Below are 15972 nucleotides of genomic sequence, written 5' to 3'. Positions count from 1 at the left end.
GCACTTTGTCTTTAGATGGGGCTTAGGGTGGTACAAGCCTGCACATCTGGAGACTACGACCACCCTGCAACGTATCAAGGCGATCTAAGTAAGTTCTGCGGAAGCCAGCTTTGCCACGATGTCATCGGTCTGCAGGTGGGTGTAACGCATCAACATCCACAAATCCCGATGCCCGCTGATCATTTGCACCTGTGCTAGCGAAAGCCCACTTTCCACGAAGCGCGACACCGCCTCGTGCCGAATGTCATGAAACGTAAGGTCAACCACGCCCGCCCGTTGTCTGAGACGTTCAAAGGCTAATCGCACAGAGTTACCAGACAGGGGCAAACACCGCTCGTCACCGCGTGGCAGGTCCATCAACACGGCAACGGCATTTGGGCTGAGAGGAACAGTACGGGCGCGACCGTTTTTTGTTTGGGGCAAGAACACTGTCCGACGCTCAAGGTCTAAATGCTTCCATTGCATCGACAGTAACTCCCTACGTCGCATCCCGGTAGCTAAAGCCAGCGTCAACAATGGCTTCATCAACGGGGACCGAGATTGGTTCACGGCTGCCAACAAAGCTTTCCATTCTCCTTCCCGCAATCGTCTCTCGCGGCGATTGTCAATCTTTGGTCGTCGGACAGACTTGACCGGGTTTCCTTGAGGCACGTTTTGTCCCCCGTCCTCACAGGCGACATCAAGGGCGTGCTGCAACCAACCCAGTTCCCTAACGACAGTCGCTGCCTTCATGGTTTTGATGCGCAGGTCACGATAGTGGACAAAATCTGAGGATCGCAGCTTGCTGACCTTCCTGCTGGCTAACTTGGAGCACTTGCGCAGGAACCCGTTGATTGCATAACTCTCATTGTCTGCGCACCGTTTCTCGCTCGTGACGTTATCCCGGTACTTGCGCAGCACCTCACCAAGGTTCATCTCGGACGCGCTCGCACCGAGGGTTGGAGTTAGCAATCCTCTGTCCGCGCTCAACTCGGTCTCTCGCGCCCACTTCGTCGCATCAGCGCGCTTTAGAAAAGACTTGGATCGGGATTGTCCGTCCTTCCGCACTGTCGCCTGCCACTTTCCGCTAGGCCTTTTTACGATTGTTGCCATGGCCCATATCTCCTGTGTTGGAGACATCTTTTCCGTTTAAGTGCAGCGGAGGTGCAGCGGACACAGTTTCACACGCAGCATAGCATGAGGCGCTAATCGCGTAAGACCTTGAAGCATCGTGCGTAAAGGATGGTGGGTGATGAGAGACTCGAACTCCCGACATCTTCGGTGTAAACGAAGCGCTCTACCAACTGAGCTAATCACCCGTGACGCTGCATGTAGCCAAGCCTGAGGACGGGTGCAAGAGGGTTCGCACGAATTTCTTGCCTTTCTTCAGGTGTCGCGTCAGCGATGGCTGCCTGTTCCGCCAAAGGCATCACTGCACACCCGATTGAAGGCAAAGTCTGAAAGGCGCTTGCGCGACGCCTGTTGCCTCCGATATCTCCGTTAGGGACCGAAACCCCTCAGGCTGGAGAGGACATGGCCCGACACTCCCCTCGCCGTTTTCTTGTGGCAGCGCTGGTGCTTGGCGCGTGTTTTCTGGCTCCGCTTCGGGCCGGGGCAGATGGGATTTTGGTGTTTGCGGCGGCCAGTCTGAAAACCGCTTTGGACGAGGTTTCGACCGCGTATCAGCGCGAAACCGGCAACGATGTCACGATTTCATATGCCGCGTCCTCGGTTCTTGCGCGTCAGTTGCAGCAAGGCGCTCCGGCTGATCTGTTCATTTCCGCGAATGAGGATTGGATGGATGTGTTGCAGCAGGATGGTGTGATCGAGCCCGAAACCCGAGTCGCCCTACTGGGCAATGGGTTGGTTCTGATCGGAGCCGCGCCGCAGACACATATTGGCGAAGTCTCAGCGGGTTATGATCTGGCCGAACATCTTGAGGGCGGCTTTCTTGCCATGGCGTTGGTCGATGCCGTTCCCGCAGGGATCTACGGAAAGGCCGCGTTGCAGAGCCTTGGCCTGTGGGACGCGGTGCAGCGTCAGGTCGCGCAAACCGACAATGTGCGTGCGGCACTGGCTTTGGTTGCAACCGGGGCGGCACCGATGGGTATTGTCTACCGGACGGACGCTCAGGCTGACGCGCGGGTTGGTATTGTCGGCAGATTCCCAGAGGACAGCCACCCGCCCATCATTTACCCGGTCGCCGAGACGTCCTTTGCCAAGCCAGAGGCGCAGGATTTTCTGACCTTTCTTCAAAGCGAATTCGCGTCAGATGTGTTCAAGGGGCAGGGGTTCTCTCTGCCTGAACGGTGAGCCTTGTGGATTGGTTGGGCCCTGCCGAGATTGAGGCGTTGAAATTATCCTTGCGGGTGTCGTTCTGGGCAACGCTGGCGACTTTGCCATTTGGGATACTCGTAGCCTATGCTTTGGCGCGCTGGCGCTTTCCGGGACGGCAGGTGTTGAATGGTCTAGTGCATTTGCCCCTGATCCTACCGCCCGTGGTTACTGGCTACCTGCTGCTGTTGACTTTCGGCATTCAGGGTCCTATCGGGCGCATATTGGGCGAGTTCGGGATCGTTGTTGCTTTCCGGTGGACGGGCGCTGCGATGGCGGCTGGGATTATGGCGTTCCCTTTGATGGTGCGGGCCATCCGTCTGTCAATCGAGGCCGTTGACCCTCGACTTGAACAGGCTGGGGCTACGCTGGGGGCTTCGCGCCCTTGGGTGTTTGCGACGGTGACATTACCAATGATCCTGCCGGGCGTCATCGCGGGGGCCATTCTGGCCTTTGCCAAGGCGATGGGTGAATTCGGTGCCACGATCACCTTTGTGTCGAACATTCCGGGCCAGACCCAAACGCTGCCATCAGCCGTCTACGCCTTCCTGCAGGTGCCGGGGGGTGAGGCAGCGGCGACCCGGTTGGTTGTCATCTCGATCATAATCGCGATGGGGGCTTTATTGTTGTCAGAATACGTAGGGCGCCGTGCGGCGGCACGGGTGGCCGGGTCATGAGCCTGTCCGTTCGACTGCGTCACAGCCTTGAGGGGCTGGATCTGGACCTCAACTTTGAAGCTCCGCCGGGCGTGACGGTTCTGTTCGGGCGTTCGGGGTCGGGCAAGACTACGGTGGTGAATGCCGTGGCGGGTCTGTTGCGACCCGAGGCCGGGCGCGTCGCCGTGGATGATTGGGTCCTGTTCGATACGGACACCAAGCTTTGGCTGCCGCCGCACAAACGCAGGCTCGGCTATATCTTTCAGGAAGGACGTCTGTTCCCTCACCTGACCGTGCGCCAGAACCTGTCTTTCGGGCGCTGGTTTGCTCCGCGGTCTACAAAGCGTGAGGACCCGGACAAAGTGATCGAGATGCTGGGCATTGGTCACTTGCTTGACCGTCGTCCGGCTGGTTTGTCCGGGGGGGAGAAGCAGCGGGTCGCGATCGGACGCGCCTTGCTAGCCAGCCCACGCCTAATTCTGGCCGACGAACCTCTGGCTGCGTTGGACGAAGGCCGCAAGGCCGAAATCCTGCCTTACTTTGAGCGTCTTCGGGATGAGGTCTCAGTTCCAATTCTCTATGTCACGCATTCCGCGGCCGAGGTCGCACGTTTGGCGACCTCGGTTGTTGCACTGCAGGATGGCAAGGTGGCGCGCCATGGTCCGGCCTCTGAGGTGCTGGCCGATCCGTCCGTAACCCCTGCGGGTGTGCGCGCGGTTGGCGCGGTGCTGCAGGCACGTGTGCGGGCCCATCATGAGGACGGTTTGACCGAGTTGGACGCGGGTGGAGAGTCGCTGTTTCTGCCGCGTATCCCGCATCAGATCGGCGCAGAGCTTCGCATTCGCATCCCCGCGCAAGAGGTGATCTTGTCCAACCAGCCTCCGGCGGGGCTGTCGGCCCTGAACGTTCTGTCGGGCACGGTCGAGACGATCCGCGCCGGAGACGGGCCAGGTGCGATTATCTCGATGGATACGTCGGCAGGTATCGTGCTGGCGCGGATTACCCGACGCTCAGTCGCCGGGCTTGGCCTGCAACCGGGTGCGCGATGCTATGCGGTGATCAAGACTGTTGCGCTGGCGCCGCAGGATGTTGGCGGACGGATCGGCCCGACAGGTTAGAGTCAGGCCAAGGCGCGGGCCTCATGCTCGCGCAGGATCATGCGAGCAGCGCGTCCGAAGCCGGTGGATTTATCCGGGGTATGGTCCGGGAAGATCGAGGCCAGCTCCTGCAGCCCGTCCGAGGAAAGGGAATGCAACGCTTCGTCACCCAGAAACAGGCTCTCTGCCAATGCGCCCTCGGCGGTCAAAATCTCATGCTGATCCAGCAGGATATGCAGGTATTCGACCGGCTGGTCTGAGGTGTCGACGAAGATACCCGGCCATGAACACAGGTGTTTTGCGGCGACCAGAACCTCGGCGGCGCCAAACAGCAGCTCGACTTTCGGCCCCTGAATCAGGACGCGATGTTGCTGCGACACCAGAAGATCGCGCGAGGGTATGTCGGGCCCAAGGCTGCCGCGCAGGATACGCACGGGCCGCAGGTCAGGGTCACGACGCAATCGCTCGGGTGGGATCGGGCTGGCCTCGATCCACCGAATAGGCTGCAGCCCGTGATCTTTGGTCTGGACCAGATCGCCGACTGTCAGGGCCTCGACGACCTCTGGTCCGGTTTCGGTTTCGATCAGCGTCCCGGCGGTAAAACAGACGCCTTGAATAGAAATGGTGATGGTCGCCTGACCAAAGAAGAACCCGTCAGACCCCTGAATGACGAACGTGTCGGTCGCGATTTGGTTGAAGTCGAGGCTGTCAAAAAAGGTGGGATCGACCGTGTAGGTCCATTCGCCGGTATCCGCGTCTATCGTAGCCGTCCCATTGGCCGCAGGGGTCGCGATTGCCCAATTGTTGACGTCGAATGTTCCCGGGGTGTCGCCAAGAATGACCTGGCCGGTAGCCACGTTTGGCGGTGAGCCCGTGACATCCCCTGTCAAATCACCCGTGACCGGAACCGAGACCATGCTAGCCCTCGCTCTGTTCCAGCAGACGTTTGAAATCCTTCTTACGATAGAGCTTCATGTAGACCTCGCCCGCGGCATCCCGGCTCCATTCTACGATCCGGTTCTGACCCATGTCACCAACCAGACGATTCGTTCGGACGCGGGGGTGTGGTATTTCTGCCTTGAGAATGTCGACAATTTCATTCGTCTGCCCGAACGGCGCAACCAGATCGACGATCCAGAACGAGGACCCGCTGGTGAAATCCTTATCCTTCAAGGGCTTTTCCTGAATGGCATATCTGTTTTCAGCCTCACGGTTGAGGCCAGCAAAGGTTACGAACCCTCGGGGAAAGCCGTTCTGGCGGAAGATGTGATACTGCCCCAGCCGCAACGGCGTTTCAAAGGCATAGAGAACCTGCGCCAAACTGCGTTTCTGATGCGTTGGGGTCAGGCCTGCCAAGTAGAACATAGCTCCGAAATCGGCGTATTTCTCTGGCGAGAGGTCAAACCAGTCTTTTGGAAATGTTTGGCTCACAGGGACACCAGACTTGCAATAAATATCATGATGATATGCGCCGCCATGTCAGTTGCATATAAGTATTTTGATGTGTTTGCGGTCTGTTGCCGAGCCCCCTCTCGACCCAACCTCCAATTGTGTTACTCTCATGGAACAGAGTTTATTTTAGGATGTTCGGATGATGCGTATTGCCAAACTCATTGCAGCCTCGGCGTTAATTATAGCACCCCAGCTTGCGCAGGCTGTCGGCTTCGGTGTCCGCGTGGGGCCGCAGAACCGGACCGAGATCACGCCACTAGAAGGCGGCATCTTTGAGGTCAGGGCCATCGGATCATCGGCACCGGTAAACTACTGGTGCGGGATCGGTGATTTTGCTATCCGAACTCTGGGGGTGCCGGGCCCGACGCGAATCTATATCTATCGCGCCTATGAGCCGGGCGTGCGCACTGTGCAATTCTCGCTGACGCCGCCTCCGGGCGCAAATACCGATCCGGGCTATTCAATTTCCGTCAAAAAAGTAGGAATGAACATGTCCGCTACCAAGGCCCAGAACTACTGCTATGATAACTTTCTGGATTTAGCGTTCTGATCCTCAGACCCATTTCGCCAAGGGCGGCAGGCTCATCAGCACTGCGTCCGGATCGTGGCCGGTCTCAAGCCCGAACTTGGTGCCGCGGTCGTAGACCAGATTGTACTCGGCATAGAGGCCCCGATGCACCAACTGGGTGTCTTTGTCCGCGTCTGAAAAGCTCTGAACCCGGCGTTTTTCGACCAGCGGCAGGAAAGCGGGCAGGAAAGCTTTGCCGATATCCTGCGTCAGGGCGAAATCCGCCTGCCAGTCATCGGTGCAGTAGTCATCCATGAAGATACCCCCAACACCGCGCGCGCGTTTGCGGTGGGGGATGTAGAAATACTCATCCGCCCAGTCCTTCAGGCGCGGATAGTGGCTTGGTCCGTGCGGGTCCAGATGCGCCTTCTGGGTCGCATGAAAACGGGCGGTATCGTCGTCATATTCGATGCAGGGGTTCAGGTCCGACCCGCCGCCGAACCACCAAGCATGCGGTGTCCAGAACATGCGCGTATTCATATGAACGGCGGGCACATGCGGGTTTTGCATATGCGCAACCAGCGAAATGCCTGAGGCCCAGAACCGTGGGTCCTCGGTCATGCCGGGAATGCCTTTGCGCGCAGCCATGGCCTGTTGCGCGCGCTCACCCAGCGTGCCGTAGACGGTTGAGACATTGACGCCCACCTTCTCAAACACTCGCCCGCCCCGCATCACAGACATCAGCCCGCCGCCCGCGTCCGAGCCGTCCTCGGACTGGCGTTTGGTTTCTTTTACTTCGAAACGACCGGGAGTTGCGTCAGCAAACGGGCCGGTGTCGTGGCTGTCCTCCAGCGCTTCAAAAGCAGCAACGATATCGTCGCGCAATTGGCGGAACCAGGCTGAGGCGGTGGTCTTTTCGGTATCAAACATGGTCAATGCGCCGGGGCTGCAACGGGGTCCAGCAAGGTGCGGCCGCCGTCAATTGTCAGGATCTGGCCAGTGATGAAACCTGCTGCGTCCGAGGCCAGAAACTGCGCTGTTTCTGTCAGTTCGGTCGGGGCGGCGATCCGGGCCAGAGGGGTGTGTTTCTCGATGTCGTCGCGGAAATCGCGATTTTCTTTCAGCGTTGATTGCAGCGATGCGCTCATCACTGACCCCAGCGCGATCGAGTTCACGCGGATACGGTTGGGGGCCAGTGCAACCGCCAGCGAGCGGGTCATTTGATCCAACGCGGCGGTTGAGACGGAATAGGCCATCAGATCCGGATGGGTGCGCCGTGCTGCGATCGAGGACAGGTTGATGATGGAGCCTGCCGGGTTTTCCTCATCCTCGCCGGATTGTTTGATCATCCGTTTGGCCACCAATTGGCTGAGGCGCAGGGCCGGCATCAGGTTCTGGTTCAGCAAGGTCCGGACCGAGTCGTCATCGGGGTCCAGCGGATCGGACGGGATCACCTGACGCGCGCCGTTGATCAGAATGTCGACCTGATCGAACGCATCCAGCGTGGCCGAAAGCAGGTTGGCGATGGTCAGCTTTTCGCGCAAATCACCGGCGAAATAGCGGATGTTGCCATCGTCGGCCTGCTCGCCCAATTCCTCGGCCAGCCGTTTTTCATCCATATCTGCAAAGACGACATTGGCCCCGGCATCTGCAAAATGCCGCCCGATGGCCAACCCAATCCCGTTGGCCCCGCCGGTTACAATCGCTGTCTTGCCAGCTATGGAAAAGGACATCCGAATCCTCCTGATTTGGGGCAGGTTAGCCGGGCTTAGGCCCGGGGGCGAGAGGCTTGAAACACCTTGAACCGATTGTCGCCTGCCACTTCCTGAACTTGGGCGAAGGATTCGGCCAGTGTTGCCTCATAGGGCAGGTGGCGGTTGGCAACCATCCACAGGGTGCCGTTGCGGGTCAGGTTCTTCGCGGCGGACTTGATGAAGCCCTGCCCCAACGCCGGATCGGCACTGCGTGAGGTGTGAAAGGGCGGGTTCATGATGACGGTGTCGATAGGCTCGGGCGCGGTCCAGGTCACCGCATCCGCCCAGTGAAACTGAGCACGCATATCGGGGACGTTTGCTTGCGCGCATGTCAGCGCGGCGTGATCCGCCTCAACCAGATGAAGGGCTTTGACGCGGTCATTCTGCAGCAGACCCGCTGACAGATACCCCCAACCTGCGCCCAGATCAGCCACGCGGGGGCCGATCTTGTCCGGCAAGGACTGCGCCAGGAGGGCCGAGGCTGGGTCGATTCCGTCCGCGGAAAACACACCCGGAGCGGTTACGTAGCCATTGACGCTTTGATTCTCGGGGGCGGCCCAATCGGCGAAGGCCTCAGCGTCGGCCTGAAACCAGAAGATCTTGCCATGGGCCTTGGAAATAGGGCCTTCGACGGCAACGCGCTTGCGGATGTCTTTCAGAATGCTGTCAACACCATTGGTTTTGGCGCCATCGACAACGATGGTTCCGCTGGCATAGCTGCATGCCTGCTGGACAAGCGACCGAGCCAGCGCCTTGGCGCGCGGCAAGAACACCAGAGCATCGCTGCAAGCGGCGTCAAGCGCGGGTTTGGTGGCAAAGCCCTGACCAGCGAAATGATCATGGAAAGGTTTGAACGGCTGAATCACCTGAGCCTCGCGCGACAAGGCTGACAGATCCACTTCTGGTGTCGGGCCGATCACCACCAGCGGTTGCGACAGGGTCAAACCGCTGTTCAGGGCAAGATCAAGACGAGGGGACATGATAAATTCCGGGCGGCCCAGCCTGCGTTATTCTTCGCGTTCCATCGTGCATTGCAGCGGATGCTGATGCCGGCGTGCGAAATCCATCACCTGGCCGACTTTGGTCTCGGCGATCTCATGGCTGAAGACGCCAACCACCGCTACGCCCTTTTTGTGCACGGTCAGCATGATCTCGAACGCCTGCGCATGGGTCATGCCGAAGAAGCGCTCCAACACGTGAACCACAAACTCCATCGGGGTGTAGTCATCGTTCAGCAACAGCACTTTATACAACGGAGGGCGCTTGGTTTTGGGTCGCGTCTGCAGCAGGACGGACGAGTCGCCGTCGTCATCCGATTTGTCAGACATCATCCAGGGGTTTTCCAGCATCGCGCGCAACTGTCCGATTCAGGCATTGGGTTTATCTGAGGGCTTATATAACGTTGACGCCATCAGAATAAAGAGGCAGCGGACCCTTTCGGAATGGACAATAAACTGACCACTATCGCCTTCGATGCGGATGACACGCTGTGGCATAACGAGCGGTTTTTCCAACTGACACAGGCCCATTTCGCCCAATTGCTGGCAGACCACGCAGAACGGGACCACCTGATGGAGCGTCTGCTGGCCGCCGAAAAGCGGAATATCCAGCACTACGGCTATGGAATCAAAGGCTTTGTCCTGTCGATGATCGAAACGGCAATCGAGGTGACCGAAGACCGGGTTCCAGCCTCGGTCATCCGCCAGTTGATCGACGCGGGGCAAGAGATGCTGGCCCATCCCATCGAACTTCTGCCCCATGCACGCGAGGCGGTTGAGGGCGTGGCCGAGACCTATCGCGTCATTCTGATCACCAAAGGCGACCTGATTGATCAGGAGCGTAAGCTGGCGCAATCGGGTTTGGGGGATTTGTTCGACGGGGTCGAGATCGTCTCGGAAAAGACAGCCGAGACCTATCGGACGATCTTCGAACAGCATGGCGAGGGGCCTTTGAGCGCGATGATGGTGGGCAACTCAATGCGGTCGGATGTGGTGGCGCCCATTGCCGCCGGGTGCTGGGGCGTTCATGTCCCGCACGGGCTGGCGTGGGAGGTCGAGCATGCCGAAACACCCTCTGACCATCCCCGATTCCGAGAGCTGTCGGATCTTGGCGGACTTTCGGATCTGGTGCGCGCTCTAGGCTGATGTTGCCGTTCGGCCTCAGTTTGAGAAAAAACCGCGCAACCTTTGCGTTGTTCCTGTCATCATCGCTCATCTGGTAGGTCAGTGCAGGGGCTTCGCCTATATATAGAAGGGGTCCCCGCCCCTCACGATGCCGGGAAAACCCCAGCTTTTGGTTTATTTTGCCTGGGTCCTGTGTTAGCCTTAGCGATAATCAATAAATTTCATCCGACCGGGAAAACCCGGCGGAACGAGGCAGACAGAGGCGAAGATCGTGCAGAGTCGGTGGACAGTCCCGGCCCGGATGGGCGTATTCCTCACAGCGTTTATTTTGGTGCTTTCTTTCGCGCCGCTCAAAGCTTTGGCCGCGCCTTACGCGGCGATGGTGATCGACGCGCGAACGGGGGAGGTCTTGCACTCGCGCAATGCCGATACCCGCCTGCACCCGGCCTCACTTACCAAGATGATGACCCTCTATATCGCGTTCGAGGCAGTTCGGAACGGAGAGATCACGCTGGATACTCAGGTTCGCATCACACGGGCGGCAGCGGCCGAGCCTCCGTCGAAGCTGGGCTTGCGTTCGGGACAGACGATTGCGTTCCGCTACCTGATCCGCGCAGCGGCTGTGAAATCGGCCAATGATGCCGCAACGGCTATCGGGATTGCGATCAGCGGGTCCGAGGCCGCCTTTGCCCGCCGCATGACACGCACCGCCAAAGCAATGGGGATGAGCCGCACAACCTTCAAGAACGCGCACGGCCTGACGGAATCGGGGCATATGTCGACCGCGCGTGACATGACCACGCTGGGGCGGCATCTGCTGTATGACTACCCGCAGTATTACAACCTGTTCTCGCGCCAATCGACCAATGCCGGGATCAAGACGGTTCCCAACACGAACCGCCGCCTTTTGGCTGCGTATAAAGGCGCGGACGGGATCAAGACAGGCTATACCCGCGCGGCCGGTTTCAACCTTGTGGCCTCGGCCAAGCGCAAGGATGAGCGTATCATCGCAACGGTCTTTGGTGGCAAGTCAGGTGCTTCTCGGAACGCCAAAGTGGCTGAGTTGCTGGATCTCGGGTTCCGCCGCGCACCGTCGCGCGCCCCGATCCGCCGTCCTGCGCGCCCGGCTTACGCGGGCAATGCTGGTTTGGGTGGCACGCAAGTTGCTCGTTTGACCGGCGCACCCAAGACCAGCCTACGCCCGGCGATGCGTCCGACTGCGGCGACACAGGTTGCAAGCGCGGTTGTTGACACCGCCGATGAAAATCGCGACCGCATCAAGGATGGGATCGCCGCAGCTATTGCACAGGCGGATATTGCGCCGACGGCACCTCCGGTCGAAAGCTCGGATACACGTCCGGCCTTGCGGCCTGACAACCTGGTTCTGGCTTCCGCTCAACCGGCCGAGCAACCGGAGCCGGAACAAGAGGTCGTCACGCGGCTGTCCACCTCGGGCGGGCATCTGTGGGGCGTGAATGTTGGCCGCTATACCACGCGCTATGAAGCCGAGAAGGTGCTGCTGAAAACCGCCCTGTCCGAGATGACAGCGCTGGACGGCACGCTGCGCAAGGTCAATCAAAGCTCCAAAGGGTTCGAGGCCACGTTCCAGGGCATGACCCGCGAACAGGCAGATCTGGCATGCCGCCGCCTTCAGGCGCGCAATGTCACCTGTTTCATGATCGGGCCGTCATAAGACCCGACATATACTCTCCTGATGGGTCTGGGCTGCGAAGTTTCGCAGCCCTTTTTTTATGAAACCAATTCAGTCGAACACATGGCCGTGTTCGTATTGCTCATCCTGGCCGGCGGCGGCTGTCAGCGCGGCGACGTTGTCTTTGGTGAAGAACCCGTCGTAGTGGTGGCACCGCTCGATATATTCGGTGATCAGCAGCGTATTCTTTGAGTGTTTCGAGAAGATCTGTTTCAGGTTGGGATCGTCTTTGCATTCCCCCACCACATGGGCCAGGAACGGCACGCCCTTGTCCTTGAGCGTATTGACGACGAAATCCACGTTCTTTTCGCCAGCCCCATGGTCGCCATCCTGAATCTCAACCGCCATATGATGCAGGCGGCGGCCGAAATTGCGCACGAAGTCTTCCGTCGGCATTGGCAGTTTGGCAAATGAGTTCACGAAGGACGGCGTGTTGTTTGCCGTAAACACCTTGGCCGGGGATTTCTTGTCGTCATCCACATTGGCGTTGCGGTTTACATTGGTCGACGAATTCATGTCGAAGATGTTGTAAGCTCCCCAGAAGTAATAGGGCACCATCGTCAGAAACTCGAGGATCGCATCTTCCCGCTCGCCCGCCAGAACCCGGGTGGCGAGGTGGTCGATCCCCAGCATCAGCGGCGCAATTTTCGAATCCGTGCCGAAACTTGCAGCCTCTTCCAATCGCGCTTTCTCGGTATCGCTCAGCAAAACGCGATCGCCAAGGCCCAGACTGTCGGGGTCGTTGAAATCGAGGGTGGAATAGCCAACGCGGTTGCAGGTGAAATCCGAGGGCGTGGTGAAGCGAAAGCCATCCAGCGTGTAGAACGGGTTTTCTGTGTCACCTGCGTATTCAAACCGGATGTTTTGCTCTTCGAGAGTTTTGCCAAGATCTTTCAGATCGCAGGCGGCAAAGACCTCACCCACATACCGCGTTTGCGGGGTCGGGCGGGCCAAAGGATACATCCGATTGATGCGCGGGATGAAGTCCTCGAAAGTGTCGCTCAGCGGGGCCATCAGGATCAGAGCTGGATAGTCGGGATGCGAATGCAGGACCGCGAACTTGTGTGTCTGCCCCAGATAGCTGGCCGAGTGGCGGTAGGGCGTCATCACATAAAGCTCGACCATCGTATCGAACAGCGCCTTGGATTCGACCTGGATGACAATCGCGCGCATCGGCCCGACCTGATCCGCGACGCCCGAGCTGGTCCTGCGTTCGTAGATCATCGGAAGGTATTCGTGAAAGAAGTCCGAGTTCTTCTTGTCACCTCGGGGTGTGTAAGACATCAGATCGAAAGACATGTGCGCCTCCTTGCCGGGCATCTGGCGGCGAGCGCGGGGCCAGCCAATAGCGTTGCTAGAAATACGGTATTCAGAACATGCACTTGCGGGCATGCTATGCGCTGAACTGAATTCAGGCAACAGTCATAGGATAGGGACCCAGGATTACGGGCTGATGTCTATCGGGTGAACTTTGTCACCTCGACCCCGCCCTCGATCAGGTTTTCCCGAACCGACCGGGCGATCTGTACGGCAGTTGGGCCGTCTCCGTGCAGGCAGATCGTGTCGATCGACGTCTCCAGCCGTTTGCCGGATTCGGTGATGATGGCCCCTTCGCGCACCATGTTCAGGATGCGCGGGCCGGCAATCTCAGGGTCGTGTATCACTGAGCCGGGCAGGCTGCGATCCACCAAAGTGCCATCGTCATTGTAGGCCCGGTCGGCGAAGATCTCGCCCACCCATTTGCAGCCAAGCTCTCGTACGGCGTCTTCCTGCTTGGTGGCCGCCAGCACCATGATGATGATATCCAGATCGACATCCAGCGCACCTTGGTAACAGGCGCGCGCCATGTCGAGGTCGACCGAACACATATTGGCCAAAGCGCCGTGCAGTTTCAGATGCCGCACCTTTGTGCCGGTGGCTGCGGCCATACCCAATGCCGCGCCCAGTTGATAGCGCACCAGATTGCGCAGGCTGTCATGGGGCACTTTCATATTGCGCCGCCCAAATCCCTGTAGGTCAGGAAAGCCGGGATGCGCCCCAATGCCCACATCATTCTCAGCGGCCAGTGTCATGGTCTTGGCCATTACATCCCAGTCGCCGGCATGAAACCCGCAGGCGATATTGGCGGATGTAATGATCTTCAGCAGGTTTTCGTCATCGCCCATCTTCCAAGGGCCAAAGCTCTCGCCCATATCGGCGTTCAGATCCACGCGCGGCATCAGATAGTCTCCTTAGTCGGTGGCAGAGATCACTCCGCCGATCAATTGGTAGGACAACAGGTCCGGTATGTCATGAGGGTCGCGGACGAGAGGCTCCACGCGTCCAGGAAGGCGCGCAAGATCCGCGCGAAACGCAGCATCAATCTCTACAGCCTGTTCCAGAGTCACGAATTCAAACCGAACCGTCCCGCCCGCCGGGGTCTGCGCCGCCTTTGGCATGTCGCAGGGCAAGACGGTTGCAATCCGGGGGTAGCCTCCGGTCGTCTGGCATTCGGGCAGCAGAATGAAAGGGCTGCCGGTGCCGGTCATCTGAATGTCGCCGGGCGTGATCACCTCGGACAGGATATTGAGCTGATTTTTGGCCGCAAAGCCCGGTCCGTCACTTTCCAGCTGCATCCCCATACGGTTGGCCCGCGCGCCACGCGTGAACTCTGTCTGCGCAAAGCGATCCAGCGTTTCATCATCGAACAACGCGGTTTGAAAGCTGGCGACGATGCGAAGAGTGCCGCCGTTGAACCGGTCCGAAGGGGACAGCTTCATTCTGCCACCGCCCGCAGTCTTCCCTGCGGGCAACACATCACCCACGGCTACGGTGCGGCCGATCTTGGCGGTCAGATGCGTCGCGCGCGAGCCGAGGAACAGTTCGGCCTCAATGCCGCCCTCCAAATGCAGGTAGCCGTAGTTGCCCTGCACGGTCGCACCGATCGTCAGCGTTTGCCCTTGCTCAAGAACATGGGATGCGTTCCATACGATCGGGGAACCGTCGATGCTCGCCTGCATCGTCGCACCAGTCAGAGCTACCCTTGTGCGTTGCGCCGCTTCGAACGTGCCACCCATGCCTGCCATTTCCAGCGCGGCTAGATCGGGGCTTTGTCCCAGCAAGGCCGCACCCTCATGCAGCGCCAGAATATCGGCTGCTCCGGACCGAGAGAGACCCTGATCCAAATAGCCGATGCGCCCCTGATCTTGAACCGTACAAGACGGTCCAATGCGATGAACCATCAGAGTCATCAGGCGAACTCCTGACAGGTTGCGCCACCAAGGCCGTCGTCATTATTGGCGCGGATTGCCTCAAGCTCATCGCGCGAGACAGAGGTGAACTGAAGCTCATCACCGGGCCGCAAGGTAAATGCTTGATCCTTGTCTGGCTGAAAGCAGCGAAACGCCGTTTGGCCGACATGCCGCCACCCAGTCGGTGTTGGGCCGGAGAACAGTACAAATTGTGAGATCGCCAGAACGAGAGCGCCCTCGGGCACCATGGGCGTCAGCTCCTGCAGGCGCGGTATGTTGAATTCGGGTCCCAGCGGCCCGAGATAGGGTTGCCCCGGCGCAAAGCCGATGGTCAGCACCCGCACTTGTGTCTGACTAAGCCGCCGGACAGCCTCGGCCGGATCCAGCCCAGCAACATGTGCGGCGTCCTCCAGCTGTGGGGCAAGGTCCGTGCCATATACGGTTGGCACCCGCCATAGTCTTCGGCCCTGTGGTAGAAGGGCACTATACCAGTCCTGCTGGTTCAGGATCTGCTGCAGTTGGCTTGTGATCTCGAGATGTGAAACCACCTGAGGGTCAAAGCGCACATATGCAGACCCCAGAGAGGCCGATGTCTCTATAAGCCCGTGCAGCGCTAAGCTGTCCACCTGCGCCCGAAACGCCAGGGCCGCGCGGTTTGCGGCCTCATCCATCTTGTCTGCAAATGTCACCAAAGCCCCGTCGAGCCCGACGGTGCGTACCAGTGGGTAGGAAAGACCTTCAGTCATACTTGGGCCGAGATAGGATTATTTCTTGTCATTCAGGAACCAGACCGCATCCCAATGAAATGCGCAAGTACAGGTAAAGAGCGATCCACACCGACGCGCAAAACGGAGTTTTTGAAGCCTGTCACCGGATTCGACTCGCGGGCGCGAGTCGGGCTTTATTGTATCCAAGAGTTAACATGGCCCAAGATGTTGTGGTTTGCCATTGTGGAGTTCCGGTCGGGCTATGTAATTCCTTTGTTGGCGTGCTTGTATCTGGCTGATTTGGCGCTAGACGACGCCAATTAACCTATTGATCTTAATTCAATAAATAAGAAATCGCAAAAAAATACGCCGATATGTAATTTTCCGCTTGCGGCTTTGTGGGGTAAACCTTAGAACCCCC

The 15972-nt window shown here is 58.8% G+C and carries 17 protein-coding genes and 1 tRNA gene; 6 read left to right on the top strand and 12 right to left on the bottom strand.

Translation table 11 applies throughout. The features are described from left to right. Positions 1-84 precede the first annotated feature (84 nt). Both ACR3FB_RS13815 and ACR3FB_RS13810 read right to left on the bottom strand, forming a co-directional pair. The gene (locus ACR3FB_RS13815) at positions 85-1092 is read right to left on the bottom strand and encodes a tyrosine-type recombinase/integrase (protein ID WP_480565804.1); all 1008 of its coding nucleotides are present in this window, start codon (positions 1090-1092) and stop codon (positions 85-87) included. 130 nt (positions 1093-1222) lie between these two features. Continuing rightward, positions 1223-1298 (bottom strand) — tRNA-Val (locus ACR3FB_RS13810). 214 nt (positions 1299-1512) lie between these two features. Here ACR3FB_RS13810 and modA point away from each other — a divergent pair. From modA to modC, 3 genes are read left to right on the top strand one after another with little or no spacing between them, the layout of a single operon-like run. Further along, complete coding sequence (gene modA, locus ACR3FB_RS13805; RefSeq protein ID WP_480565803.1) at positions 1513-2292, top strand: molybdate ABC transporter substrate-binding protein; 780 nt, start codon at positions 1513-1515, stop codon at positions 2290-2292. Between the two features lie 5 nt (positions 2293-2297). Next, entirely contained in the window at positions 2298-2990 is a 693-nt protein-coding gene (modB, locus tag ACR3FB_RS13800; protein WP_480565802.1) for a molybdate ABC transporter permease subunit, read from the top strand. Further along, the gene (gene modC / locus ACR3FB_RS13795) at positions 2987-4087 is read left to right on the top strand and encodes a molybdenum ABC transporter ATP-binding protein (protein ID WP_480565800.1); all 1101 of its coding nucleotides are present in this window, start codon (positions 2987-2989) and stop codon (positions 4085-4087) included. The genes modB and modC overlap by 4 nt, the downstream gene beginning before the upstream one ends. A 2-nt stretch (positions 4088-4089) precedes the next feature. Here the strand turns inward: modC and ACR3FB_RS13790 are convergent, their stop codons facing one another. Together ACR3FB_RS13790 and ACR3FB_RS13785 are read right to left on the bottom strand one after the other, a co-directional pair. Then, a complete protein-coding gene (locus tag ACR3FB_RS13790) occupies positions 4090-4983 on the bottom strand; it encodes a Hint domain-containing protein (protein ID WP_480565799.1) in 894 nt (297 codons plus the stop codon). 1 nt (position 4984) lies between these two features. Beyond that, a complete protein-coding gene (locus ACR3FB_RS13785) occupies positions 4985-5497 on the bottom strand; it encodes a toxin-activating lysine-acyltransferase (protein WP_425085803.1) in 513 nt (170 codons plus the stop codon). A gap of 160 nt (positions 5498-5657) precedes the next feature. On the opposite strand from ACR3FB_RS13785, the gene ACR3FB_RS13780 reads away from it, so the two are divergent. After that, positions 5658-6068 (top strand): hypothetical protein, encoded by a 411-nt coding sequence (locus tag ACR3FB_RS13780; protein ID WP_425085804.1) that lies wholly within the window; start codon positions 5658-5660, stop codon positions 6066-6068. Between the two features lie 3 nt (positions 6069-6071). On the opposite strand, the gene hemF is transcribed toward ACR3FB_RS13780, so the two are convergent. From hemF to clpS, 4 genes are read right to left on the bottom strand one after another with little or no spacing between them, the layout of a single operon-like run. Next, positions 6072-6956, bottom strand: coding sequence for an oxygen-dependent coproporphyrinogen oxidase (gene hemF, locus ACR3FB_RS13775; RefSeq protein WP_480565798.1), 885 nt, complete (start codon positions 6954-6956; stop codon positions 6072-6074). Positions 6957-6958: 2 nt separating this feature from the next. Continuing rightward, positions 6959-7759: an SDR family NAD(P)-dependent oxidoreductase gene (locus tag ACR3FB_RS13770; protein ID WP_170378722.1), complete on the bottom strand. Its 801-nt coding sequence runs from the start codon at positions 7757-7759 to the stop codon at positions 6959-6961. A 35-nt stretch (positions 7760-7794) separates the two neighbouring features. Next, a complete protein-coding gene (locus ACR3FB_RS13765; protein WP_480565797.1) occupies positions 7795-8760 on the bottom strand; it encodes a class I SAM-dependent methyltransferase in 966 nt (321 codons plus the stop codon). A 27-nt stretch (positions 8761-8787) separates the two neighbouring features. Next, positions 8788-9129, bottom strand: coding sequence for an ATP-dependent Clp protease adapter ClpS (gene clpS, locus ACR3FB_RS13760; protein WP_170378718.1), 342 nt, complete (start codon positions 9127-9129; stop codon positions 8788-8790). Between the two features lie 93 nt (positions 9130-9222). On the opposite strand from clpS, the gene ACR3FB_RS13755 reads away from it, so the two are divergent. Beyond that, positions 9223-9924, top strand: coding sequence for an HAD family hydrolase (locus tag ACR3FB_RS13755; protein ID WP_480565796.1), 702 nt, complete (start codon positions 9223-9225; stop codon positions 9922-9924). A 280-nt stretch (positions 9925-10204) separates the two neighbouring features. After that, positions 10205-11596, top strand: coding sequence for a D-alanyl-D-alanine carboxypeptidase family protein (locus ACR3FB_RS13750; protein WP_480566489.1), 1392 nt, complete (start codon positions 10205-10207; stop codon positions 11594-11596). A 69-nt stretch (positions 11597-11665) separates the two neighbouring features. Here ACR3FB_RS13750 and ACR3FB_RS13745 read toward each other — a convergent pair whose 3' ends face one another. The 4 genes from ACR3FB_RS13745 to ACR3FB_RS13730 form a co-directional block, all read right to left on the bottom strand. After that, positions 11666-12913 (bottom strand): hypothetical protein, encoded by a 1248-nt coding sequence (locus ACR3FB_RS13745; protein ID WP_480565794.1) that lies wholly within the window; start codon positions 12911-12913, stop codon positions 11666-11668. A gap of 158 nt (positions 12914-13071) precedes the next feature. Beyond that, positions 13072-13833, bottom strand: coding sequence for a LamB/YcsF family protein (locus ACR3FB_RS13740; RefSeq protein ID WP_480565793.1), 762 nt, complete (start codon positions 13831-13833; stop codon positions 13072-13074). Positions 13834-13845: 12 nt separating this feature from the next. Continuing rightward, complete coding sequence (locus ACR3FB_RS13735; protein WP_480565792.1) at positions 13846-14844, bottom strand: 5-oxoprolinase subunit C family protein; 999 nt, start codon at positions 14842-14844, stop codon at positions 13846-13848. After that, the gene (locus ACR3FB_RS13730; RefSeq protein WP_480565791.1) at positions 14844-15590 is read right to left on the bottom strand and encodes a 5-oxoprolinase subunit B family protein; all 747 of its coding nucleotides are present in this window, start codon (positions 15588-15590) and stop codon (positions 14844-14846) included. Before ACR3FB_RS13730 ends, ACR3FB_RS13735 begins: the two co-directional genes overlap by 1 nt. Between the last annotated feature and the right edge of the window lie 382 nt (positions 15591-15972).

Source organism: Ruegeria sp. AO1, assembly GCF_056535985.1.
Note: the sequence above shows the minus strand (reverse complement) of the source record. Positions and strands in the feature narration are given on the sequence as shown.